Source organism: Halorubrum aethiopicum (assembly GCF_001542905.1).
In the GTDB taxonomy this organism is placed as follows: Archaea; Halobacteriota; Halobacteria; order Halobacteriales; family Haloferacaceae; genus Halorubrum; species Halorubrum aethiopicum.
Genome location: NZ_LOAJ01000001.1, coordinates 1,282,652 through 1,306,705 on the forward strand (window position 1 = coordinate 1,282,652; position 24,054 = coordinate 1,306,705).

Annotated in this window: 20 protein-coding genes; 5 read left to right on the forward strand and 15 right to left on the reverse strand. The window is 70.4% G+C overall.

Features of this window, described 5'->3' with window-relative positions; translation table 11 throughout:
* Window positions 1–238 precede the first annotated feature (238 nt).
* Entirely contained in the window at window positions 239–730 is a 492-nt protein-coding gene (locus tag AXA68_RS06230) for a metal-dependent hydrolase (RefSeq protein WP_066414216.1), read from the reverse strand.
* A gap of 187 nt (window positions 731–917) precedes the next feature.
* On the opposite strand from AXA68_RS06230, the gene AXA68_RS06235 reads away from it, so the two are divergent.
* On the forward strand, window positions 918–2,024 hold the full coding sequence (locus AXA68_RS06235; protein WP_066414218.1) for a pyridoxal phosphate-dependent aminotransferase: 1,107 nt from the start codon (window positions 918–920) through the stop codon (window positions 2,022–2,024).
* A gap of 24 nt (window positions 2,025–2,048) precedes the next feature.
* Here AXA68_RS06235 and AXA68_RS15855 read toward each other — a convergent pair whose 3' ends face one another.
* The 3 genes from AXA68_RS15855 to AXA68_RS06250 all read right to left on the reverse strand — a co-directional run bounded on the left by AXA68_RS15855 (window position 2,049) and on the right by AXA68_RS06250 (window position 5,634).
* Window positions 2,049–3,206 (reverse strand): sensor histidine kinase, encoded by a 1,158-nt coding sequence (locus AXA68_RS15855; protein ID WP_080505161.1) that lies wholly within the window; start codon window positions 3,204–3,206, stop codon window positions 2,049–2,051.
* Between the two features lie 150 nt (window positions 3,207–3,356).
* Window positions 3,357–4,904 (reverse strand): lipopolysaccharide biosynthesis protein, encoded by a 1,548-nt coding sequence (locus tag AXA68_RS06245; protein ID WP_066414221.1) that lies wholly within the window; start codon window positions 4,902–4,904, stop codon window positions 3,357–3,359.
* 85 nt (window positions 4,905–4,989) lie between these two features.
* Window positions 4,990–5,634 carry an FAD-dependent oxidoreductase gene (locus AXA68_RS06250; RefSeq protein WP_066414224.1) on the reverse strand — a complete coding sequence of 215 codons (645 nt, stop codon included), beginning with the start codon at window positions 5,632–5,634 and terminating at the stop codon, window positions 4,990–4,992.
* 287 nt (window positions 5,635–5,921) lie between these two features.
* Here AXA68_RS06250 and AXA68_RS06255 point away from each other — a divergent pair, with 287 nt between their 5' ends.
* The 3 genes from AXA68_RS06255 to AXA68_RS06265 all read left to right on the forward strand — a co-directional run bounded on the left by AXA68_RS06255 (window position 5,922) and on the right by AXA68_RS06265 (window position 9,998).
* Window positions 5,922–7,685 (forward strand): 2-oxoacid:acceptor oxidoreductase subunit alpha, encoded by a 1,764-nt coding sequence (locus tag AXA68_RS06255; RefSeq protein ID WP_066414226.1) that lies wholly within the window; start codon window positions 5,922–5,924, stop codon window positions 7,683–7,685.
* Window positions 7,682–8,545, forward strand: coding sequence for a 2-oxoacid:ferredoxin oxidoreductase subunit beta (locus AXA68_RS06260; RefSeq protein ID WP_066414229.1), 864 nt, complete (start codon window positions 7,682–7,684; stop codon window positions 8,543–8,545). Before AXA68_RS06255 ends, AXA68_RS06260 begins: the two co-directional genes overlap by 4 nt.
* Before the next feature lie 214 nt (window positions 8,546–8,759).
* Window positions 8,760–9,998, forward strand: coding sequence for a digeranylgeranylglycerophospholipid reductase (locus tag AXA68_RS06265; protein ID WP_066414232.1), 1,239 nt, complete (start codon window positions 8,760–8,762; stop codon window positions 9,996–9,998).
* A 55-nt stretch (window positions 9,999–10,053) separates the two neighbouring features.
* On the opposite strand, the gene citZ is transcribed toward AXA68_RS06265, so the two are convergent.
* From citZ to AXA68_RS06300, 7 genes are all read right to left on the reverse strand, one after another.
* On the reverse strand, window positions 10,054–11,187 hold the full coding sequence (gene citZ, locus AXA68_RS06270; protein ID WP_066414235.1) for a citrate synthase: 1,134 nt from the start codon (window positions 11,185–11,187) through the stop codon (window positions 10,054–10,056).
* 116 nt (window positions 11,188–11,303) lie between these two features.
* Window positions 11,304–13,217, reverse strand: a complete 1,914-nt coding sequence (locus AXA68_RS06275; protein WP_066414236.1) for a PINc/VapC family ATPase — start codon at window positions 13,215–13,217, stop codon at window positions 11,304–11,306.
* Window positions 13,218–13,329: 112 nt separating this feature from the next.
* Window positions 13,330–13,935, reverse strand: coding sequence for a DUF2062 domain-containing protein (locus tag AXA68_RS06280; protein WP_080505162.1), 606 nt, complete (start codon window positions 13,933–13,935; stop codon window positions 13,330–13,332).
* 105 nt (window positions 13,936–14,040) lie between these two features.
* The gene (locus AXA68_RS06285) at window positions 14,041–14,757 is read right to left on the reverse strand and encodes a type 1 glutamine amidotransferase (RefSeq protein WP_066414237.1); all 717 of its coding nucleotides are present in this window, start codon (window positions 14,755–14,757) and stop codon (window positions 14,041–14,043) included.
* A 105-nt stretch (window positions 14,758–14,862) separates the two neighbouring features.
* A complete protein-coding gene (locus AXA68_RS06290) occupies window positions 14,863–15,663 on the reverse strand; it encodes an alpha/beta fold hydrolase (RefSeq protein ID WP_066414239.1) in 801 nt (266 codons plus the stop codon).
* Between the two features lie 9 nt (window positions 15,664–15,672).
* Window positions 15,673–18,450 (reverse strand): alanine--tRNA ligase, encoded by a 2,778-nt coding sequence (gene alaS, locus AXA68_RS06295; RefSeq protein WP_066414242.1) that lies wholly within the window; start codon window positions 18,448–18,450, stop codon window positions 15,673–15,675.
* 111 nt (window positions 18,451–18,561) lie between these two features.
* Entirely contained in the window at window positions 18,562–19,215 is a 654-nt protein-coding gene (locus AXA68_RS06300; RefSeq protein WP_066414244.1) for a DUF6517 family protein, read from the reverse strand.
* A gap of 111 nt (window positions 19,216–19,326) precedes the next feature.
* Between AXA68_RS06300 and AXA68_RS06305 the strand changes: the two genes are divergently transcribed.
* A complete protein-coding gene (locus tag AXA68_RS06305; protein ID WP_066418401.1) occupies window positions 19,327–20,067 on the forward strand; it encodes a hypothetical protein in 741 nt (246 codons plus the stop codon).
* A gap of 99 nt (window positions 20,068–20,166) precedes the next feature.
* Here the strand turns inward: AXA68_RS06305 and AXA68_RS06310 are convergent, their stop codons facing one another.
* The 4 genes from AXA68_RS06310 to AXA68_RS06325 form a co-directional block, all read right to left on the reverse strand.
* Entirely contained in the window at window positions 20,167–20,982 is an 816-nt protein-coding gene (locus tag AXA68_RS06310) for a hypothetical protein (protein ID WP_066414251.1), read from the reverse strand.
* 182 nt (window positions 20,983–21,164) lie between these two features.
* Window positions 21,165–21,731, reverse strand: a complete 567-nt coding sequence (locus AXA68_RS06315; protein ID WP_066414254.1) for a DUF7097 family protein — start codon at window positions 21,729–21,731, stop codon at window positions 21,165–21,167.
* A gap of 188 nt (window positions 21,732–21,919) precedes the next feature.
* Window positions 21,920–22,621 carry a hypothetical protein gene (locus AXA68_RS06320; RefSeq protein WP_066414256.1) on the reverse strand — a complete coding sequence of 234 codons (702 nt, stop codon included), beginning with the start codon at window positions 22,619–22,621 and terminating at the stop codon, window positions 21,920–21,922.
* Window positions 22,622–22,666: 45 nt separating this feature from the next.
* Complete coding sequence (locus tag AXA68_RS06325) at window positions 22,667–24,013, reverse strand: alkaline phosphatase family protein (RefSeq protein ID WP_066414258.1); 1,347 nt, start codon at window positions 24,011–24,013, stop codon at window positions 22,667–22,669.
* Window positions 24,014–24,054: the final 41 nt, after the last annotated feature.

Genomic DNA, 24,054 nt, shown 5'->3' on the forward strand with positions numbered 1-24,054 from the left:
CGGCTGCCCCTTTGAGTCCCACCCGACCGCAACCACCTCGCACCTCACACCTCCCCAGCCTCGCTGCTCACTTCGTTCGCAGCGTCCCTCGCGGGCTCCTCGCGCCTCTCCGGGGCACTCGGAGGCGCGCCACCGCTCCGGCGATCGCTCACTCCTTCGGCTGTACTGAGCGGTTGAGAGTGGAAAAACGGTCCGCGGCTGACTATCTCGACGAGACCGCTCCCCGCCGATTTCGGCCTCAGAGCCCGAAGCCGGCGGTCGCCGACGAGAGGTCCACGTCGAGCGAGACGACGTAGGTGGTGACCGCCCAGAACGCGGCTATCTCGAGGGCGGTGATGATAACGGTCACGAGGTCCGCGTACTTGCTGCTCGTGGTGACGCCGAACGGCAGCGAGAACTCCTTGTCCGAGAACGGGTGAAAGAGCGCGATCCCCCGGCGGCTGCCCAGGAGATCCAGCAGGTAGTGGGTCACCACGCCGACCCAGACGAAGTGGAGGTTGTCGAAGACGATCGGGTACGCGAGGACGACCGCGAGCACCGGGAGGCTGTGGAGCGTCTTCCGGTGTTTGCCGAAGGCGGTGTCGACGTCGGGGAAGAGCGCGCCCAACACGATCGGTACCGTGATCTGGGCGACCTTCCGGGCGGTGGCGACGTCGACGCCCGGCTCCAGCACGAACCCGAGCCCGACGGCGAGAAGCAGCGCGTTCAACACGTGGCCGCGTTTGTTCATGCCCCGTCTCTCGCGGCGTCGACCGAAAAGGCACGGATCGCGTCCGGGACGGGACGCCCGGGATTCGACGATTGCGACCCGGATCCGAGGGTGGCGAGCCGGATCCGAGGATGGCGACCCGGATCCGACGGGAACGACCGGGATCCGGCGTCGAAAGAGCCACGGGGGGCACACCCCATGAACGGACATGGAGTACGAGGAGCCCAAGTTCTTTCACGTGATGAAGTACGGCGTCGACGCCGACCGCGACGTCATCGACATGGTGAGCGGCAACCCCGACTGGGAGCCGCCCGCCGCGCTCCGTGAGGCCGTCGCGGCGTACGCGGAGCTGCCGTCCGCCGAGTTCCAGTACCCGCCGAGCGAGGGGATCCGGGAGCTCCGCGAGGCGATCGCGGTGAGACGCGGGGTCGACGTCGACCGGATCGTCCTCACGAACGGGACGGGCGAGGCGAACTACCTCGGGATGGCGCGGGCGCTGGAGCGCGACGCGGGCGACGAGGCGCTGCTCATGGACCCCGTCTACCCGTACTACCCCGGAAAGACCGAGCTGCTCGGCGGCGATCCGACCCTCGTCCCGACCGAGCGCGACGGCGGCCTCGACGTCGACGCGATCCGCGAGGCCGCGAGCGCCGAGACCGCGCTGATCGTCCTCAACACCCCGAACAACCCGACCGGCGCGGTGTACGACATCGAGAAGGTGCGGGAGGTCGTCGAGATCGCGACCGAGGTCGACGCGCTCGTCGTCGTCGACGAGGTGTACGACCGCTTCGACCACACCGGATCCTTCGAGTCGGCGCTCTCGATCGACTCCGACCGGGTGATCGTCACGAGCGGCTTCTCGAAGTCGATGGCGATCACGGGATTCCGCGTCGGCTACGCGATCCTCCCGGACGCGCACGTCGGCGCGGCGAAGACGCGGCACATGCTCGTGAACGTCGCGGGCTCGCGGCCCGCCCAGTACGCGGTCTCGCACGCGCTGGAGGCGACGGAGGAGGCGTACTACGCGGAGGCCCGCGAGCGGCTCGCCGACCGGATCGACGCGTTCACGGAGGCGCTCGACGCGGCCGGCGCGGAGTACACCCGCCCGGACGGCGGCTTCTACGTGCTGGCGCGGTTCGAGGGATTCCCCGGCACCATGGAGAACGTGAAGCGCCTGATCGACGAGGCGGGCGTCGCGGGCATGCCCGGCGACACCTTCGGGACCGCCCGCGACGACTGGCTGCGGTTCGCCCTCGTCACCCCGCGGTCGCTCGAGGCCGCGGAACGGCTCGTCGACTACTTCGCGGAGCGGTAGCGGGCCCGTCTCACCCCGTTCCCCTCATCCCTCGACGTCGACGCCGGTGATCTCGAAGCGCGCCCCGCCGTCCCGGCTCTCCTCGACGCGGATGTCCCAGCCGTGCGCCTCGGCGATCTCCCTCGCGATGTTGAGCCCGAAGCCCGTCCCGTCGTCGTCGGTGGTGTACCCGGTCTCGAACACGCGTTCGCGGTCGGCCTTGGGGATCCCGGGGCCGTCGTCGGCGACGTAGAACCCGGCTCCGCCGGCGCTCGCCGCCCGCGTGGAGGTGTACATCGGCTCGACCACGCCGACCCGGACCGTCGCGTCCTCGCCGCCGTGGCGGACCGCGTTGGCGAGGAGGTTCTCGAGCAGCTGTCTCACGCGTCCGGGGTCCCCGCGGATCTCGCCGTCGGCCTCGACGACGAGCGTCGCGTCGGCCGTCTCGACGCTCGTCCACGCCGCCTCGACCGCGTCCGCGAGCGAGATCCGCTCGACGTCGGCCACCGCCTTCCCCTCGCGAGCGAGCGCCAGGAGGTCGCCGATCAGCGCGAGGCTCCGGTCGACCGCGTCGGCGGCCGGCTCGAGGTGCTCCCCGTCGCCGTCGGCGCGGGCGAGGTCCAGCCGCCCCTGCGCGACGTTGAGCGGGTTGCGGAGGTCGTGTGACACCACCTCCACGAACCGCTCGAGGCGCTCGCGGCGGCGCTCGGCCTCGCGTATCGCGCGGGTCGACTCCACCGCGGTCGCGACGCGGTGGGCCAGGATCGCGTCGCCGTCGGTCGTCGGGTCCCGGCGGACGTAGTCCGTGACGCCCGCCGAGAGCGCCTCGGAGGCGGAAAGCGTCTCGGTGGCGGAGCGGGCCTCGGCGGCGGAGAGTGCCTCGGAGGACGAGTCGTCGTCGCTCCCGGCGTCGGCGTAGACGACGAACGGGAGATCCGGGTCGTGTGCGCGAACGCGGTCGAGGAGCTCCAGCGCGTCGACGCGGTCCGCCCCGCCGGTCGCCGCGTCGCCCGCGTGGAGCGCGGCGGCGACGACGCAGTCGTAGCCTCCGGCGACGATCCGATCGAACGCCTCGTCGGCGTCCGCCGTGGGGTCGACGTCGAGCCGGTCGTCCGCCCGTTCGAGCGCGGCCGCGACGCGCTCCGCGGTACCGGGGTCCGATCCGACGAGGAGGACGTCCATCGGCGGGTCTGTCGTCGCCATGCGTTCCACTCTCGATCGGATATCTCGGGCATCCGGTGTATATGTGTCCCCCGCGACGGCGTGCGTCGCCGCATCGGGGCCGCGTCGGGGCCGCCTCCTCGCCGGCCGACGCGTCCAGGGCGGTCGACGAGCGACCCCCGTCCGCCGACGCTATCGCTCGTCGATCGCCGCCCGGACCGACGTCCGGTAGCGTCCGGCGAGTTCGCGGACGACGAGGCGGTCGCGGGGGTCGACACCGACGGCACGGAGGACGAGCAGGTAGGCGGCGACCCCGACCGGGACGCCGACCGCGACGCCCGCGATCCCGGTGACCGCGACCCGGATCGTCAGCATGACGCCGACCATGACCGCCCCCGCCGACAGCGGCGCGAGGAACGTCCGGTCGAACGGCCACAGCCCCTCGAACCGGCGGAGCAGCAGGACCTGCGCCCCGTTCTGGACGGCGATGGCGACGGAGGTGCCGAGCGCGGCCCCCACGAGCCCGTACCGGAGAACGAACGCGTACGTCAGCCCGACGTTGAGCGCCGCGAGCAGCCAGTCGAGCGCCATCCGGGCGTACTGGTGGTCCGTCATCATGAGGAGCCAGCCCGTCGCGCCGACGGCGCTGCCGACGAACACCCCGCCGAGGTAGACCACGAGCGGGAGATGACCTCTGAGGTACGTCTCCCCGAACAGCGCGAGCAGGGGCTCGCCGAACACGCCGAGGGTCGCGATGACCGGCAGGACCGTGGTGACGATGAGCCGGGTCACGGAGGCGTACACCGCGTTGAGCGTCCCCGTCCGGTCGTCCGCGTACAGCTCCGAGGCCACCGGCGGGAGCAGTTGGTTGAACGAGAGGAGGGGGATCCACGCGATCGAGACGAACACGAGGACGACGTTGTACACCCCGGCGGCGACCGCGGTGAGGAGCGCCCCGACGAGCAGCACGTCGATCCGGTTCTGAAACACCTTGCCGAGGCTGCTCATCGCGACCGGCGCGGCGTGGTCGTAGAAGCGGCGGGCCTCCCGGCGCGCGCCGCGGAGGGTGGGCGTGATCCCCGTGGCGCGCACCGAGACGGGGACGCCGACGGCGACGAGGAGCGCCGTGGCCGCCACGATCGCCCCGGCGACGCCGACGACGGAGGACCCGAGCGCCAGCGCGACGGCCGCGCCGACGAGCCGGACCGCCGGCCGGCACAGTTTGTTGAAGAGGACCTCGCCGCGCGCGGAGCCGATCGCCCGGAAGACCGCGCCGGTGACGGTGACGAGCCCCATCAGCCCGACGAGGACGCCGAAGAGCCGCATCGTCGGCGGGAAGGCCGGGTCGGCCACGGTGAGGTCGTTCACCCGCGGCGCGGCGATCCAGACGGCGAGCGCGAGCGCGGCCCCCGCGGCCGCCGTCGTCGCGTACGCGAGTCCGACCACCCGCGACCGGCGGCCGGGGTCCTCCTCGCCCGGAACGAACCGCTGGAGCGCCGGCACGCTCCCGACGGGGACGATCCGGGCGAGCACCTGGGCGATCCGCCACGCGAGCGCGTACACGCCGTAGGTCGCCGGCCCCAGCCCGCGGGCGAGGACGAACTCCGTCGCGGTCATGAGCCCGCGCTGTGCGGAGAAGGCCCCGCTCGTGACGACGGCTCCGCCGGCGATCGTCACCAGCGCGTCGCGCTCGTCGTCGGGGATCTCCTCGGTCGTCTCCGGCGTCGACTCGGTACCCACGGTGGCTCGTCCGACCGAAGCGTCGTCCGTGGATTAAGCGGTTCGTTCCCGGGATCCGGCGAGCCGTGCCGGTTCGTGCGGGTAGCTACCCGAAGTTCTCGACTTTCGCGCCGTCGGGATCGCCGCCGCCGGCCTCGATCGCCGCCAGGGCGTCGTCGACGAACTCCGCGAAGCCGTAGACGAAGACGCCCTCGTCGGCCGCGCCGGTCAGCGCGTCCGCGACGGGCCCCGTCAGGTCGTCGTCGCCGCCGATCACCGCGATCGACGCGCCCCGCTCGCGGAGGTCGTCGAGGCGGGCCTCGTGAGCGGGGTCGTCGTCGCGGTAGACGACCGCGGCCTTCCCGCCGTCGTCGAGCGCGCGCCGGGCGATGGCGACGGCCGGGCCGACGCCGGGGCCGCCGGCGAGGACGACGACGCGCCCCTCGCCGTCGTAGTGCTGGTCGCCGAAGGGTCCGGTGAGCGACATCTCGACGCCCGGCTCGATGTCGGCGAGAAAGCGGGAGAACTCCCCGCCCTCCTCGAGGTCGATCCCGACGGTGACCTCGAAGGTCTCCTCCGTGGTGGGCGAGGAGAGCGTGTAGAACCGCGCGACGGACTCGCCGTCGATCTCCGTCCCCAGCTTCACGAACTGGCCGGGCTCGGCGCTGAAGCCCCCGGGCGTGTCGAACCGGATCGCGTACGTGTCCGAGCCGACCTCCTCGACCGACGTCACCGCGACTGTCGCGTCCATACGCCCCGTCGGTCCCTCGGACACAAACGTGTTCTCGTCTCGCTCCCGCCCCGCCGGCGGGCGGCTCGGATCGGACGAGCCGGTTCGACGCGCGTCGAAACCGACTGCGACGGTCGGTGTCTATCGGATCGGATCGGGTTGACGATCGGCCAATATTTGCGGGATCATTCGAAGTTCGAGGCCGATAAAGTGACAATATTCGCGAAAAACAGGACGTTCGTTGAATAACGCTCGGGTACCGCCATCCAGAAGCCTTTTGATGAGTCCGAGTGAACCATCGACATAGAATGGCTGCGGACTTCAACTGGGCCGTCGGCGGGGAGGCCGGCGACGGCATCGACTCGACGGGCAAGATCTTCGCGCAGGCGCTGTCCCGATCGGGTCGACACGTGTTCACGTCGAAGGACTTCGCCTCGCGGATCCGCGGCGGATACACCGCGTACAAGGTGCGAACCTCCGTCGACAAGGTACAGAGCGTCGTGGACAGACTCGACGTACTCATCGCGTTGACCCCGCGGACCATCGAGGAGAACCTCGAGGAGCTCCACGAGGGGTCCGTGATCATCTACGACGGCGAGCGCACGACGATGCAGAACGTCGAGATCCCCGAAGGGATGATCGGCATCGACGTCCCGCTCAAGCGGCTCGCCGAGGAGGCGGGCGGCGCGATCATGCGGAACGTCGTCGCGCTCGGCGCGGCGTGTGAGGTCGCCGAGTTCCCCATCGAGAACCTCGACTCCGCCCTCGAGAAGCGCTTCGGCGACAAGGGCCAGAAGCTCGTCGACAACAACAAGGAGGCCGCCCGCGCGGGGCGGTCGTACGTCGCCGAGGAGTACGACGCCGAGTTCGAGTACGACCTCGAGACCACCGACGAGGACTACGTCCTCCTCAACGGCGACGAGGCGATCGGCATGGGTGCCATCGCCGCCGGCTGCCGGTTCTACTCCGGCTACCCGATCACGCCCGCGACGGACGTGATGACGTACCTCACCGGCCGGCTGGAGCGGTACGGCGGCCACGTCGTCCAGGCGGAAGACGAGTTGTCGGCGATCAACATGGCGCTCGGGGCCGCTCGCGGCGGCGCGCGCGCGATGACGGCGACGTCGGGGCCGGGGATCGACCTGATGACGGAGACGTTCGGGCTCGTCGCCACCTCGGAGACGCCGCTCGTCATCTGTAACGTGATGCGCTCGGGCCCCTCCACGGGGATGCCGACGAAACAGGAGCAGGGCGACCTGAACCACATGCTGTACGGCGGCCACGGCGAGGTCCCCCGGTTCGTGCTCGCGCCCACCACCGTCGACGAGTGCTTCTGGAAGACGGTCGAGGCGTTCAACCTCGCCGAGAAGTACCAGCTCCCCGTCTACCTCACGGCGGACCTCTCGATGGCGGTCACGGAACAGACGTTCTCGCCGGACACCTTCGACATGGACGCGGTCGAGGTCGACCGCGGCTTCGTCGTCGACGACGCGTCGGTCGACGAGCACCTCTCGGAGAGCGGCGGGTTCAAGCCCCACGAGCTGACCGAGGACGGGATCTCCCCGCGCGCGTTCCCCGGCACCGTCGACGGCGCGCACATGTCGACGGGGCTCGAACACGACGAGCAGGGCCGGCGGACCGAGGACACGGAGATGCGCGTCGAGCAGGTCGACAAGCGCAACCGGAAGGTGGAGACGGCGACGGACCGGGAGGAGTGGAGCCCTCGCGAGTTCGGCGACGAGGACGCCGAGAACCTCGTGATCACGTGGGGCTCGAACGAGGGTGCGCTCGCGGAGGCGCTCGACCTGCTCGAGGAGGACGGGATCGGCATCCGCGTGCTCTCGGTCCCGTACGTCTTCCCGCGACCCGACCTCTCGGACGCCATCGAGGCGGCCGAAGAGACCATCGTCGTGGAGTGTAACGAGACCGGGCAGTTCGCGAACCTGATCGAGCGGGACGCGCTGGTTCGCGTCGACCGGATCAACAAGTACGACGGCGTGCGGTTCAAGGCGGACGAGCTCGCACGAGAGATCAAAGCGACCCTGGAGACGGGGACGGAGGCGACCCAATGAGTTCAGACGTTCGATTCACCGACTTCAAATCCGACAAGCAGCCGACGTGGTGTCCGGGATGTGGCGACTTCGGCACGATGAACGGCATGATGAAGGCCCTCGCGGAGACGGGGAACGACCCCGACAACACCTTCGTCGTCGCCGGCATCGGCTGTTCGGGCAAGATCGGCACGTACATGCACAGCTACGCGCTCCACGGCGTCCACGGCCGGGCGCTCCCGGTCGGGACCGGGGTCAAGATGGCGCGCCCCGACATCGAAGTGATGGTCGCCGGCGGCGACGGGGACGGCTACTCCATCGGCGCGGGCCACTTCGTCCACGCCGTCCGGCGGAACGTCGACATGACCTACGTCGTGATGGACAACCGCATCTACGGCCTGACCAAGGGCCAGGCGTCGCCGACCTCGCGTGAGGACTTCGAGACGGCGACGACCCCCGAGGGCCCCAAACAGCCCCCGGTGAACCCCCACGCGCTCGCGCTGGCGTCGGGCGCGACGTTCATCGCGCAGTCGTTCTCCTCGGACGCCCTGCGTCACCAGGAGATCATCCAAGAGGCCGTCGAGCACGACGGCTTCGGCTTCGTGAACGTCTACTCGCCCTGTGTGACGTTCAACGACGTCGACACCTACGACTACTTCCGCGACTCGCTCGTCGACCTCGCCGAGGAGGACCACGACCCGAGCGACTACGACGCGGCCAAGGACGTCATCCTCGACTCCGACAAGGAGTACCAGGGCGTCATCTACCGGGACGAGGAGTCGGTGCCGTACCACGAGCAGCACGGCGTCGACGAGGACATGTCCGACATCCCGGACGGCGCGCCGGAGAACGCGACCGACCTGGTCCGCGAGTTCTACTGAGCCGTCGGCGTCGCGTCGTCGCCGACGGCTTTCCCCGTCGTCGCCGGCGGGCCTCTCCGCCGATCGATCCTCCCGTTCGATCCCTCTCTCACGCCTGATTTCCGCCGACATCCCGACCTCTCGATTCCGTCAAAAACGGCCGACAGCGGCCCGTTTCCTCGAGACCTCGTCCCGTTTCGGCAAACCTAATTACACGGGTGGGCATGTACGCGGTATGTCCGACCGTTACGACGTCGCGATCGCGGGCGCCGGACCGGCGGGCGCACAGTGCGCCCGCGATCTGGCCGCCCGGGGCTACGACGTCGTCGTTCTCGAGACGGAAGCCGAAGCCGAGTTCCCGCGGCAGAGCAACAAGTCGACCGCGGGCACGTTCCCCTCCATGATGTCCGCGTTCGGGATCCCGGACGACGTCGTGATGTCGTACACCGACGACGTGGTGTTGGAGTCGCCGAACGACCACTACGAGTCCTACCAGCCGGGCGCGGTGTTGGAGTTCGCCGACTTCAAGCGCTACCTCGTCGCCGACGGCCGCGAGAAGGGCGCGGAGTACCGCTTCGACTCGCGGGTCTCCCGGCCGATCCTCGACGACGACGGCGTCATCGAGGGCGTCAGGTACGCCGGCGACGAGGAGGTGTACGCCGACATCGTCGTCGACGCCACCGGCCCGGCCGCGCCGATCGCCAGCGCGCTCGACGTGGTCGACCTCGAGCGCGAGAACCAGGCGATCGGCATCGAGTACGAGATGGAGAACGTCGACCTCGATCACCCGGAGTTCGCCGACCTCCGACGGGCGATGATGCTCCGGCTCGACCACGACATCGCCCCCGGCGGCTACTCGTGGATCTTCGCCACCGGCGAGGAGAGCGCCAAGGTCGGGCTCTGTTACATACAAAACGAGCGCCACCGCGAGGCCGGCGAGGAGGGGAAGACGATCGACGGCTACCTCGAGGGGTGGCTCGAGTCCGACCCCCGGTTCGCCGACGCCGAGCGCTTGGAGGGGAAGGTCCACCGCGGGTCGGCACACATCCAGCGGCCCGGCCGGATGCACACGGACGGCTTCCTCGCCATCGGCGACACCGTCCCCACCATCGACCCGCTGTGGGGCGAGGGGATCCACAAGGGCATGAAGTCCGCGCGCGCCGCGGCGATGTCGATAGACCGGTGTTTCACCGACGCCGACCGCCCGACCGACGCCGAGAGCCTCGCGATCTACGAGACGCTCTGGCACCGCGACGTCGCTCCGCGGATGAACTCGCGGCTGGTGCTCACGGAACTTCTGTACCTCGCGCCCAACGAGCGGTACGACCGGCTGATGCGCGACCTCCGGCGGACGGACGAGGACACGCTCGCGGCGGTCAACCGCGGGGACAAACGCGCGATGCGGAAGCTGATCCACCTCGACGACCTCCCGCTTCTGACGCGATACCTCCGCCGGCGGTTCGGCTCGTCGTGAACGGCGGACTGGACCCCGACGTACACCGATTCGACGACCGAGGACGACTCCCGACTCAGCGCTCCTCGAGCGGCACGAAATCGGCGGTCTCGGGGCCGGTGTAGCGCGCCCGCGGACGGATGAGCCGGTTGTCCTCGCGGTACTCGTGGACGTGCGCGACCCAGCCCCCGACGCGGCTCATCGCGAAGATGGGGGTGTAGAGGTCCACCGGGATCCCCATGGCGTCGTAGACGGAGCCGGAGTAGAAGTCGACGTTCGGGGCGATCCCCTTCTCGACGAGGCCCTCCTCCTCGAGGTACGACTCGATGGCCGTGGTGTACTCGAGCCACTTCCGGTCGCCCGAGGACTCGGCGAGGTCGCGCAGCTTCTCCTCGAGGATGTTCGCGCGCGGGTCCTTCACCTTGTACACGCGGTGGCCGAAGCCGGGGATCCGCCGGCCCTCCTCGCGCGCGTCGGCCGCCCACTCGACGGGGTCCTTCCCGGAGTCGTCGACCTCCCGGAGCATCTCCATGACGTCCTGGTTCGCGCCGCCGTGAAGCGACCCGGAGAGCGCGCCGATCCCGCCGGTGACGCTGGAGTAGACGTCGGCCATCGTCGAGCCGATGACGATCGCCGTGAACGTCGAGGCGTTGAGCCCGTGGTCGGCGTGGAGCGTCAACGCCATGTCGAAGGTCTCCTCGCTCACGTCGTCGGGCTCGGTCCCGGTGAGCATGTACAGGAAGTTCCCCGCGTGAGAGAGCTCCGGGTCGGGGTCGACGGCCTCCTCGCCCTGGCGGGCGCGCTCGAAGGCCGCCAGGATCGTGGGTATCTTCGCCGTGATCGCCGCGCCCTCGGCGAGGACGTCGCCGTCGCCGCCCTCGCCGTCGTACGCCGACAGCATCGAGACCGCGGTGCGGAGCGCCGCCATCGGCCGGTCGCCCGCGTCCGCGAGGGTACGCACCGTCGAGAGCACCTCGTCGTCGACGGCCCGCTCGGCGGCGAGGTCGTCGCCGAACTCCTCGAGCTCCGCGGGCGTCGGCAGCGAGCCGTGCCAGAGCAGGTGGAGCACCTCCTCGTAGCTCGCGCCGCGTGCCAACTCCTCGATGTCGTACCCGCGGTAGACGAGCTTGCCGACCTCCCCATCGACGTGACTGAGCTCCGACTCCGCGACGAGGACGCCTTCCAACCCGCGTTTCAGCTCGTTCGACATGCCGTCACCTTCCGACCACCGCCAAAAAAGCGTTATCTTTCAGGAGGAACCGGATACGTCGATCGTGGTACCTCGATGCGGCGTCCGACGGCGTCGGCTCCTCGCGCGCCGACGGCTCAGCGCGCGGGCACGACGGTGATCGTCCGCTTCCGGTCGATCGCGTCCTCCAGCTCCTCGGCGATGGCCGACCCGCGCGACACCTGTACCTCGCCGCCGCGCCCGACCGTCGCGGTGAAGAGGTACTCGCCGTTCGCCCGGACCTCGACCGTCTCGCCGACGCCGCCGTCGACGTCCAGGACGACGTGTCTCGAGGTGATCTCCGGCTGGACGACGGAGCCGCGCTCCTCGCCAACCTGCCCGTCGCGTCCCCCGCCCGCGCCGCTCGCGCCGCCGCGTCCGTTTCCGCCGGGGCCGCCGGCCGTGCTCCCACCGGAACCCCCCGGCTTCTCCGCGTGGGTCCGCACGTCGATCTCGATCCCGAGGCGGCTCTCGATGTCGCTGATGCGACCGCCGCCCTTCCCGATCACGGTACCGATGTCGCCCTCGTCGACGTACACGATCGCCTCGTCGTCGCCCCTGAGCTCCACGTCGACGTGGCCGTGTGCGACCGAGCGGATCTCGCGTTCGATCTCCTGTTTCGCGATGCGGCCGACGCCCGATTCGGCCTCCCCGCCGTCCGCGTCGTCGAGCGGGACGGTGACGACCTGCCGGTTGAAGGTGTAGATCTCGTACTCCGGTTTGCCGGTCTCGAAGTTCGCCACCTGGATCACCGGCCGCGCGAGGTCCTCGGCGGTGAGCCCCGCGGGCACCTTCACCTCCGTCGTCACGTCGTAGACGGTGTGGACCTCGCCGGCCTCGATGTAGACGACGGTGTCGACGATCTGGGGGATCATCCCGAGCTCGACGCGGCCGACGAGCCGCTGGAGCGCGTCGATGGCGCGCGAGGCGTGGACGACGCCGACCATGCCGACGCCGGCCATCCGCATGTCCGAGAACACCTCGAAGTCGCCCGTCTTGCGGACCTCGTCGTAGATCGTGTAGTCGGGCCGGACCAGAAGCAGGGAGTCGGCCGTGTTCTCCATCTTCCCGCCGAGCGCGCCGTACTGGGTGATCTCCGGACCGACCTGGAGGTCCCGCGGCTTCTCCATCGTCTTGACCGCGTAGTCGGAGTCGTTGAGGAACTCCGCGACCGCCTGCGCGAACGTCGACTTGCCGGCCCCCGGCGACCCGGAGATGAGCACGCCGCGTTTCCGCTCGAGGAAGCGCTCGCGAAGCTCGTCGGCGAACTCGTAGTCGTCGAGGGTCGTCTTCGCGATGGGTCGGACCGCCGTGATCTCGATCCCGTCGGCGAAGGGCGGGCGCGCCACCGCGATCCGGTAGTTCCGGTACTGGACGATGTCCATCCCGTCGTCGGAGAGCTCGATGAAGCCGTCCGAGGACTGCCGCGCGAGGTCCACGATCGAGTTCGCCAGCTCGGCCATCCGCTCCTCTCCCGTCTCCTCCTCCTCGATGACCTCGTAGCGCATCTCGCCGAGCGAGCCGCGTTTGGCCTTCGGCTTCGTCCCCGCCTTCAGGTGGACGGACATCGTCTCGTCGGTGAAGTACTCCTCGATGGGGAGCTCGTCGACGACGCCGCGGGCGACCGGCTCGACGTACTCGACGTCGATCCCCTTCGCGCGGGCGACCTCCGCCTGGACGACGTCGCTCGAGAGGAGCGTCGCGTCGTTGTCGGCGGCGATGTCGCGGATGAGCGCGTCGACGTCGCCCTCGGCGGCGCGAGAGCGCTGGTCGCCGCTGGGGCGGTCGCCGACGTACCGCAGGTCGATCGTTCCCTCGTCGCGAAAGCCGGCGAGCCGCTTGAGTTCCTCGAGGCCGTCCCAGCCGGACTCGAGCCCGTCGTTGGCCTGCGACTCCAGCTCGCCGACGACGGCCTCGGGGACGACGACCGTCACCCCCTCGTAACTGCCGTCCTCGACGCGTTCGGACACGCGGCCGTCGACGACCGCACTGGTGTCCGGTACTACGTTCATACCCGGGTTCCGGGCGGGAACCGTATAAGGGTGTTCGACCCGGTCGCGACGCGTGCGCGGCGGGATCCGGAGAGCGGAGAACCGTCGGGGTCGGATCGAGTGCTCGCGACCGTCACTCCGCGGGCTCGGCCGGTTCCTTGAGCAGTTCCGCGTCCTCCTCGACGGTTTCGTCCGTCCCGGTCGTCCCGACCGTCTCGTCCGTCCCGGTCGCCCCGTCCGCGTCCTCGTCGTCCTCCCCCGTGACGACCTCCGAGACCGTCTCGACGACGGCGAACTCGCGGGCGCGGTACGCCGCCACGAGCCGGTAGCAGACGACGTAGCTGGGAACCGCCGCGACGACGGCGAGGATCGTGTTGCCGACGAGCAGCCGGGCGACGATCTCCGGGCCGGCCGACAGCGACACCTCCGCCGGTGTCACGCCCGGAACCGGCCCGAGGATCGCCACGCCGAGCGTGAAGCTGGCCGCGTAGACGCCCCACTTCACCGCCGGATTGAAGACCACGACGGAGGCCAAAAGCGCCGCCTTGTTGATCCGGCTCGACGCCCACGCGAGCGCGACGAACGCGAGGAGGCCGGTTCCGAGCGTCGGCAGCATCGTGATGAAGACGCCGACGGAGAAGCTTCCGGCCGTCTCCCGCACCGTGTGCTCCTCGGAGAACGAGCGCTGGATCTCGCCTTTGGCCCGCCCGGCCCACTCGTTCATCCGACGGAGTATCATTCGAGTACCGCTACGTCGGCACGGAGAATGTAGTTACCGGCGGGGGCCGGGTCACGTTCGGTACCGGGCCGGTCGGTCTCCGGCGGCGGTCGCCGTCCCCCCGTCTCAGTCGTCGGCCGCCGCGGCCGCCTCGCGATCGCGTTTCACGCCCTCGGCGTACGCGAGGAAGTTGTCGAAGATCGCCTTCGCCTCGCAGGCGGCCTCGAACGCCTCCGGCGTGATGTTCGCGAGCACGTCGTCGACGCGGGCGTCGCCGAGCCGGTCGCGTTTCCCCTCGGCGACGTCCTCGGCGGTCTCGACGTCGTACTCCGGGTGGAACTGGACGCCCCAGCAGTGGCCCTCCCGAAACGCGTGGACGCCGTGTTCGTTCTCGGCGAGCAGCGTCGCGCCCGGCGGGAGGTCGACGACCGCGTCGCCGTGGCTCGTGAACACGGTGAACGACTCCGGCACGTCCGCGAACAGCTCGTCGTCGGCGTCGTGGCGGACCGTGTTGTACCCCAGTTCGAACCCGTCCATGCCGGCGACGCGGCCGCCCAGCGCCTCCGCGAGCACCTGGTGGCCGTAACAGACGCCGAGCACCGGCACGCCGTCGTCGGCCGCCTCGGAGACGTAGTCGACGAGCTCCGGGATCCACGCCTCGTCCCAGTAGACGGACGAGCGGGAGCCGGTGATGACGACGCCGTCGAAGTCGGTGTGCTCGGGGAGGCGTGCGTCGGTCGCGTCGAACTCGACGAGGTCGGCGTCGAACTCCCGGCGGAAGTTGCGGCGGGTGTGCTCGCCGTCGTGAGCGGCGTTCAGCAGGGCGAATCGGAGTCGGCTCATGGCCGATCCGACGAGCGAGGGGCTCAAAACCGTTGTGGCGGCGACGGAACCGTCCGGTGTCGGGGACGGGATCCGTCGATCCGAACGCGCGGATCGCGGCCGATCTCAGGCGTCCGGATCGGTCGCGTGTTCCGCGAGCCACCCGACGAGGAGGTCGTTGACCTCCGCGGACGCCTCGACGCCGACGAGGTGGCGGGCCCCCTCGACGGCGTGAAACTCGCCGCGCGGAAGTCCCTCGGCGAGCGTCTCGCCGGCGGAACGCGGGCACACCGCGTCCTCGCCCCCGTGAACGACGAGCGTCGGGAGCGTCGCCTCGTGGAGGCGGTCGGCGGCGTCGAACCCCTCGACGGCCGCCCGGTGCGCCTCGAAGGTCTCGCGGTCCGCGTCCTCGGCGAGCCGCCACTCGACGATCCGCGAGAGCGCGTCGGCGTGCTCCCGCCGGAACCGCTCGGAGAGCAGCCCCGTCAACGACCCCCTGACCGCCTCCGGGTCCGACGGGTCCGCCCACACCCCGGCCGGGTTGTAGGCGTCGCCGGCCGGCGGCGTTCCGACGAGCGTCAGGCTCGCGGGACGCGTCGAGCCGAGTCCGTACGCGAGCGCGACCATCCCCCCGAGCCCGTAGCCGACGAGGTGGGCGTTCCGGATCCCCTCCGCGGCACACACCGCTTCGAGATCGCCCGCGAGCGCTTCGACCGAGTAGGGGCCCGGCGGCGCGTCCGAGCGCCCCACGCCCCGCGTCTCCGGCGTGATCGTCGTGTGCGGCCCCGCGAGCGCGGCGTGTTGCCAGCCGAACTGCCACGCGCCGAGCCCCACGTCGCCACAGAAGACGACCGCCTCGTCGCCGGCGGAACGCCCCTCGTCGACCTCGTACCGGATCGAGACGCCGCCGTTGCTCGCGTGCGGCATGGCCGTGGACTACGCCTCCTGGAGCGTCCGCAACACGTCCGGGGCCGCCTCGAGCGCGTCGTCGAGGGCGTCGACGTCCGGGCCGCCGCCCTGCGCGAAGTCCGGCGGGCCGCCGCCGCCGCCGCCGACGCGCCCGGCGAGCTCGGCGACCACCTGGCCGGCGTCCACGTCGACGCCGTCGGGCACGCCGACGACGAAGCTCGCCGAGCCGTCCGCGCCGCTGCCGACCACCGCGACCTTCCCGTCGTCGACGTGGGCGTTCGCGGTCGCGCGTAACTCGTCGGTGTCGCCGTCGAGCCGCTGGATCACGGCGGTCGTTCCGTCGATCTCGACCTCCTCGGCGTCCGCGCCGCCGGACGCCCGTGCGGCCGCCAGATCCTCCTTGAGCGTCTCGATCTCCTTGCCGCGGGCCTTCCACTCCTCGAAGAACCGCTCCGCGGTCTCGGGTACGTCGAGCGGGTCGACGTCGAGGGCGTCGGCGGCGTCGTACAGCGCGTCCTCCGTGCGCTGGGTCGCCTCGACGGCCGCGCCGCCGGCGGCGAAGACGATCCGCTCGACGCCGTCCTGGACCGGCTCCGTCTTCAGCACCTTGACCGCGCCGACGTCGCCGGTGCGGTCGACGTGGGTGCCCGCACACGCCTGGACGTCAGCGTCGCCGACGTGGATCAGCCGGACGTTCGTGCCCGGCGGCACCCCGCCCTGATAGAGGTCGAAGCCGTGTTCCGCCTCCGCCTCGTGGCGGTGGGGCCACTCCTGTCTCACCGGGAGGTTCTCGCGGACCAGCTCGTTGGCGACGCGCTCGATCTCGCGGACGTCCTCGCGGGTGATCCGGTCGTAGTGGCGCACGTCGAGCCGCGAGGAGTCGAGCCCCTTCTGTGCGCCCGCCTGCCGGACGTGGTCGCCGAGGACCTCGCGGGCCGCGTGGCCGATCAGGTGGGTCGCGGTGTGGTGTGCGCGCAGGCGGTTCCGGCGGTCGCCGTCGACCTGCCCGCGGACGAACTCGCCCTTTCCGGGATCGGCGTCGGTGCGGTGGAGGACGACGCCGTCGACCTCTTGTACATCCGTGACCTCCGCCGTGGCCTCGCCGCCGACGAGCTGGCCGCGGTCGGCCGGTTGGCCGCCGCCCTCCGGGTAGAACATCGTCTGGTCCAACACCACGTCGTACCCCTCCTCGGCCTCGAACACGTCGAGGACGACCGCCTCGAACTCGGTCCGACCCTGGTCGTCGTAGAAGAGCTTCTCCGTCTCGGGGAGGTCGCGGAACCGCTCGTCGCGATCGTCCGTCTCCTCGTCGTCGCCGATCTCCTCGTGGCGGTCGGCGACGAGCGCGTAGAAGTCGTCCGGCACGTCGACGCTCGCGCCCCGGTCGGCCGCGATCTCGGCGACCATGTCCGGCTGGATCCCGTGGGAGTCGTACAGTTCGAGGAGTTCCTCGGTCGGGATGGGCTCGTCCGTGCCGGCGTACTCGTCCGCGAGCTGTTCGACCTTTCGCGAGCCGCGCTCGAGCGTCTTCCGGTACTTGCGCTCCTCGGTCCGGACGATCTCGCGGATCGTGTCGCGGTTCTCGTAGCCGAGCCGATCGGCCTGCATGTCGACCAGCTCGTCGAGGGGAGCGTCGACGCCGACCTCGTCGACGAGCCGCTTCGTCCGCCGGAGCACCATCCGCGCGAGGTAGCCCGTGCCGACGTTCGAGGGGACGATCCCGTCGCCGAACATGTACGCGAGCGTCCGCGAGTGGTCGGCGATGGCGTAGATGGACTCGAGCGGCTCGACGAGCTGGCGCAGGCGGTCGACGTCGACGTCGAGCCGCTCCGCGATCTCGCCGCGGGCGTCCTCCACGTCGTCGACGTCGTCGATGTCGAGGCGGCCGGAGAGCTTGGCGGCGCGGGCGACGATCGCCTCCTCCTCGTCGGTGTACGCGAGCCCCGCGTTCTCCTTCAGGAAGTCGATGGCGTCGGGGTAGATCGCCTCGTAGACGGTGGGCGTCCCCTGGCTCATCCACGTCCACCGCTCCAAGCCGTAGCCCGTGTCGACGATGTACGTGTCCATGAAGGAGTAAGTGTTCCCGTCCTTCATCTCGTAGTCGCCGTCGGGGTCCTGCTCCATACACATGAAGACGAGCGTGGCCAGCTCCGCGCCCTTGTAGATGACCTCGATGGCGGGGCCGGCGTTGCCGCCGCCGACCCAGGGGTCCTCGATGTAGGTGATCTCCTCCAGATCCGCGCCGAGCTCCTCGAAGAGGCCGTCGCAGTACTCGACGGTCTCGTCCTTCCAGTACACCTCCCCCTCGTAGGCGTACTCCGCCTCGGCGTCCTCGCGGGTGTTGAACGCGTGGTGGGCCATCATCTCGAACGCCATCGTGTGTCGCCCCGTCTTCCCGACGTTGTCGATGTCCTGCATGCGGATACAGGGCTGGGAGATGGTGAGCGGGTTCGCCGGCGGCGGCGTCTCGCCCGACGTGACGAGCGGCTGGAAGTCGTAGATCGACGCCTGCGTCAGGAGGACGTCGTCGCGCCAGCGGTTCGCCGCGACCGGGTACGGGTCGATCCGCTCGTGGCCGTGCTCCTCGAAGTACGAGAGGAACTCCTCGCGCATCTCCGTGAGGGTGTACGACTCGGGGAAGCCGGGGTCGTCGATGAAGCTGTAGTCCTCACACGGCGGCTCGCCGCACAGTTCGCGGTCGGGATCGCGCGTCCAGAAGTGCGCCCCGCAGGAGGGGCACTCCTTCCGATCGAACCCCTCCTCCTCGAAGTAGTCGAGGCGGTACTCCGCTTCGAGATCGCTCATTATACCATGTCCTGACCCGTGTTCGTCCAAAAGGGTTCCGGGGCACGGGCACTGCCGGGAGACCCGTCGAATCCCCCGATCCGGCCGCCTCACTGCTCGCGTCCGACCGCCTCACTCCCCGTGTTCGACCGCCTCCATCAGCGCGCCCTGCGTCTCCCCCTCCTCGACCGCACGCGGGTGGACGCCGACGAGCACCAGCACGTCCCCGCCGTGTTCGACGGTCGCGACGTGGACGAGCGCGGGGACGCTCCCCTCGGCGTCGATCGGCGCGTCGCCGGCGTTCTCGAACCGGATCTCGGTCGCGAACGTGGTCACGGTCGTCTCGCCGCCGAGGACCGGTCGCGTCTCCGCCCCGACCTCCTCGAGGTCGCCGACGCTCCCGCCGTCGACGCCGCCGCCCCGCTCGAGGAGCCGCCGGAGCACTTCCGCGTCGTCCGCCCCGACCAGCGGGTTGACCGACTGCCCGGCCACCGTCGCGTTGGGCGTGCTCGCGACGAGCAGCGACGCCGCCCGCTCGGGGTTCTCGTAGCTCGCGACCCACGACGCGGCCGACACCTCCCGCTCGATCCCGGCCACTTCGAACGTCTGTTCGATCTCGAACGCTCGGGGCTCCTCGCCCTCGTAGCCCGCCTCCGACAGCGCCGCGTCCGGCACCCGCGCCGGCTCGGCGTCGAACTCGAAGGTCCCGTCATCGCCGCCGAGGCATCCCGCGGTCGCGAGCGTCCCCGCCGCCGCGAGCGCTCCCAGCAGTCGTCTCCGGTACATGTCCGGGGATACGTCGCCGTCCCGATTTAACCGTACCGCCGCGAGGCACAAAGTTCACGTCACCCCGCGCGCGATGTGAGCCAAATGGAACGACGAGGGCAGATCGGCCTGCTGGAGGCGCTTCTCTTGGACGTGGTGCGACTCCACGAGACCTGGATGGAGATCGTCTTCCCCAGACAGCTCGACCCCAGCACGGTGCTCGGCAAGTGGAAGCCGGAGACCGCCCCTCAGACGGTCGGCTACTACCTCTGGGCGGTCCTCGGCGCGCCGCTCGTCGCGGCGGCGTACCCCCTGCTTCTCGTCGGGTTCGCGACCCGGTTTTACGCCGCGAAGCTCGACTCCGCGGTGGCCCGCATCGGGATCGCGGGCGCGGTGCTCGTCGCGACCGTCGTCTGGGGGGCGCTCACGCTCGTCACCTACCTCCAACTCGCCACCGCGGACGTGATCGCCGTCGGCGCGGCGAGCGTCGTCGCCGTCGTCTCCGCCGCGCTCGCCGCCGGCTTCTCGAAGACCGGCGGCCGCCTCGTCAGCGTCCTGTTGGCGTACCCCTTCGCGATGACCGCGCTCTTCTTACCGCCCGTCGTGGCCGCGCTCGTCACCCCGACCCTCGAGGCGATCATCCTCCCGCCGAGCTACGACCTGGCCGTCTGGATCCTCGACACGTTCCTCGCGTTCGGCGACGTCAACGACACGCTCCGGAACGCCTTCGACCTCGAGACCTTCGGCGAGCAGTGGGGGCTTCCGGGGCTCGGCTACGTCCTGATGTGGATCGGGATCTCCGTCCCGCTCGGCTGGTTCCTCGGCGCGCTCGTCGCGCTCGCGAACCTGGTCCGCCCGAAACCCGAGGAGTAGCTCCGCCCCGAACCCGGAGAATAGCCTCTCCTTCGGGCGGCTCGACGGTCGTGTCGCGGTCGGTGGATCCCTCGTCGTTCGTATCGTGGGGCCGCCCCGTCAGACGACGACCTCCGGATCGGTGAGGAGGGCCCGCTTGGCCCGTTCGGCTTCCGGCCCCTCCGGAACCAGGCCGGGTGCCGACGCCTCGTCGTCGAACCGATCCGGATCCGGCGTCCGGGAGTCGAGTATCTCCGCGAACGTCGGTCCGTCCCGACCGGTGATGTGTACGAACCCCCCGTACTGACGCCGATCGAACGGTGTCGTGTCGGGATCCGGGAACGCCTCGCGAATACACGCCACGTTCTCCCGAAGGTACGCCGCGGCCTCGTGTTGTGAGTACTGGCAGTCGCCGTAGTACTGTTCCCGGTCGTGGTCGCTGAGGTCCGCTTCGACGTGCGTCGAGGACTCGTATCGAACCGCGTCCGGGCCGACCTCCCCGTCGAGAAAACAGAGGTTCACGGTGAAACAGTCCGGGTAGCGGAGGATCAGCAGGAAGAAGATCTGCTCGTCGACGGTGTATCGTTCCTGTAATCGATAGTAACACTCCAGGTAGTACGCCGCGAGCGCGCCGATCCAGTCGTCGCGCTCGCCGTCGACGTACGCGAGCGCGATGTCGTAGTAGTCCTCGCCGGCGACCTGTCGCAGGCGGTGCTCGAAGCTCCGTCGCATCTCGTCCAGTTCGTCCTCGTACACCTCCGTCAGCGGAACGTCCGGATCGTCGAGCAGTTCGCTCTTCCGCTCGCCGGCGTCCGCGATCCGCATCATGTTCTCGTGGAGCGACCGCTCCGCCTCCGCGTCCGGGAGGGGAACGCGCACGGCTCGCCCTCGCAGGACGTTCGAGCCCGACTTCAGCCGCTCGTGGCGCTCGTCCATGTTCACGGCTTCCGCGTACCGACACTAAAGTCCGATCGTGGGCCCGACCGCGAGCCCGTCCGCCAGTCCGACCGCAAGCGTCGGGTCGCTCGCGACGCGTGCCGTGATCCCTCCGCCCGAGTCCCGATCGGTGGCGACACGCCTCCCCGGCGGGCCCGGCCCACGCTCCCCTCGTCCCCGCCTCACTCGTCGCCACCGTCGGAACCGTACCGCTCGCGAGCCGTCTCGAACGCCGACTCCTCGCGCTCCCTGGTCCGGCGACCCTCCCGCTCGGCGATCGCCTCCGGGTCCGGGCTCGCGTCGTCGTCGATCCGGGCGAACGACGCGTGGACCTTGGCGTGACACCACCGACAGAGGGCGACCGTGATCTCGTGGGGACCGGCGTCGGGGTGGTCGTCGTCCGACTCGTCGATCTCGCCGCCCCCGTCCGCGTCGCCGTACGAGAGGTGGTGTTCCTCGACCAGCGGCCGGGCGTCCTCGTGCGCCAGCCGGACCTCGGCGATCCCGCAGCGCGCGCACTCGCGGCCGTCGGTCGTCGACCGGTAGTGCGGGCACGCACGCCACTCGCCGCCGGGCCCGACGTGGCAGGCGTAGTCGTCGGCGCGCCGGGCGGCCGCGAACGCCGGGTCGTCGCCGGCCCGCGTCAGCGCGAACCGGCACCGCCCGTCGTCGGTGAGGTGGTCGCACGCCCCGGCGACCGCGTAGGGGTCGTCGACCCCGACGGGCGTCCCGTCCGGCGTCCGTTCCATACCCGTCGATCCGTCCCGGTACACTTCAACTCGACGCGAGCGGTCGCACGCCGCGAACGTCGCTCCGGCACGGGAACGGTCCGTCCGAGCGTCCGACCGTCCGAGATCCGGCGGTATCGACGCGGGACGGCGGAGGTCGCGGTGCCGCGCGGAAGCCGGCTCCTTCGGTGCGTCCGTGGACCGGTGTCTCATCCGGTCGCGGCGGTTCGAACGGCCTCGAGCGCGACGCCGAGACAGACCGCGCCGACGAACAGGAGGACGGTGCTCCCGACGACGGCCGCGTCCGCGAGCCGCGGGACCTGCTCGGCGATCGGCACGAACGTCCGAACGTCGAACGCGACCACCGCGACCGCGCCGACGCCGTTGAACGCCATGTCGAGCACCGTGTCCCGGAGGCCGTAGTACTCGAGCACCGGCGGCCTGTCGACGTACTCGCCGAGTTCGCGGGCGGCGAGTTCCACGAACTCCCAGAACACGCCGGCTCCGAGCGTGAACAACACGGTGAAGACGGCCGCGTAGGCGTCCGTGACATGCGCTCCGAGGCCGTACCGGCTCTGGAGGCTCGCGTAGACGAGCGCCGCGACGAGCGCGGCGGAGACGGTGTGCGTGAGGTGGTCCCACCACCGGACGGTGTCGTACCATCCCAACATTCCCAGCATGTGGAGAAACCCCGCGACCGCGATCCACGACGAGAGTTCGGGTCCGAACGCGACGTCCGCCCCGCCCACGGACGCGATCGCGAGTTCGGCGAGCGTCGGCGTCGCGGCCGCGACGAGGGACGCGATCCCGTTCACGACCGACTGGAGGTCCCGGGACAGCGCCCCGAGGACGGTCGTCCCGAGGATCCCCGCGAGGAACGCGACGAAAACGAGCTGTAGAACGTCCGTCATGGGACGAGATCACGGTGAAGGGCCACGCGAACCGTTCGACGACGGCTACACCAGGCTCGCGCCGTCGCAGTCGGTCCGGGCGTACTCCACGTCGAGCAGTTTCAGGAGGGTGGGCGCGACGTCGAGGAGGTCCGCGTCCTCGACGGTCGCGGCGGGGTGGTCGACGAAGAGCGAGGCGTTCTCGAAGGAGTGCATGCCCGTCCGCGGCCCGTCGGGGTCGAAGACGCGGTCGCGCGGCCGGAACCCGGCCTTCAGGTCGAACCCCGGGTTCGGGATCGCCACGAGGTCGGGCGCGATCGCGTCGTGGTCGCCCCGGAAGGCGGTCTCGCGCTCGACGACGCGGTCGACGACGGGATTTCCATTCGGCCCCTCCCACGACTCCAGGTCCGCGATCAGGTCGGCGCGGACCTCGTCGTACTCGGCCTCCGGGACGACCCCCTCCGGCTCGCGTCCCTCGAGGTTGAGGTAGAAGCGGCCGGGGACGAGCGAGTACGCGCGGGCGTCGCCGCCGAGGTCCGCGAGCGAGCCGTGGTCGTCGTCCGCGTACTCGAGCCACCCCTCCCGCTCGAGCCACTCGTTACAGTACACGTCGTGGTCGAGCCGCGTGAACCCGTGCGTCGAGCCGACGACGAGCGTCACGTCGTCGGGCAGGGACTTCCGGATCGACCCGATGTGCGAGTCGAGCGCGGCGTAGAAGTCGACGAAGTCCTCGCGGTACTCCCCCGAGTCGCGGTAGTCGCCCCACAGGAAGTGGTTGATACGGTCCGGGGCGGTGAACGCGCCGACGAACAGGTCCCAGTCGTCGCGCTCGACGTAGCGGTCGAACAGCGCCGCCCGGCCGTCGAGCGTCTCGCGGGCGTGCTCGACGAACGCGGTCTTGTCCGCCTTGTGGCCGAGCTTCGCGTTGACGGAGAGGGTGTAGTCGGCCTCCGCGAGGTACGTCCTGAGCTCCTCGGGGTGTGCCGCCTTGTCGACCTCCGGCGAGAGGTAGCCGGAGAGCATGCGCTGGAGGTCCCGCTGCGGCGGGAACGTGACGGGGACGTTCAACACCGTCGCGTCGAGGCCGGCGGCCGTGGCCCGGTCCCACACCCGCGTCGCCTGGACGTCCCGGCCCATCGGGACGTAGGTGTCGTAGGAGCCGACCTCGCGGTCCTGAAAGCCGTACACGCCGGTCTCTCCCGGGTTCACGCCGGTCGTGAGGACGGGCCAGCAGGCGCTCGATTCCGGCGGGACGATGCTGTCTATCGCCCCGCCGTCGCCCGCCTCGGCGATCGCCGAGAGCGTCGGGAACGTCTCGGGATCGTTCGCCACGAGGTCGTACGGAAGCCCGTCGATCCCGAGGAACGCCACGCGCGGGGTGTCGTTCCCCCGCAACCGGTCGAAGAGGCCCATACGTCTCCATCAACGGAGAGAAGCAAAAGGGTTGATATCGA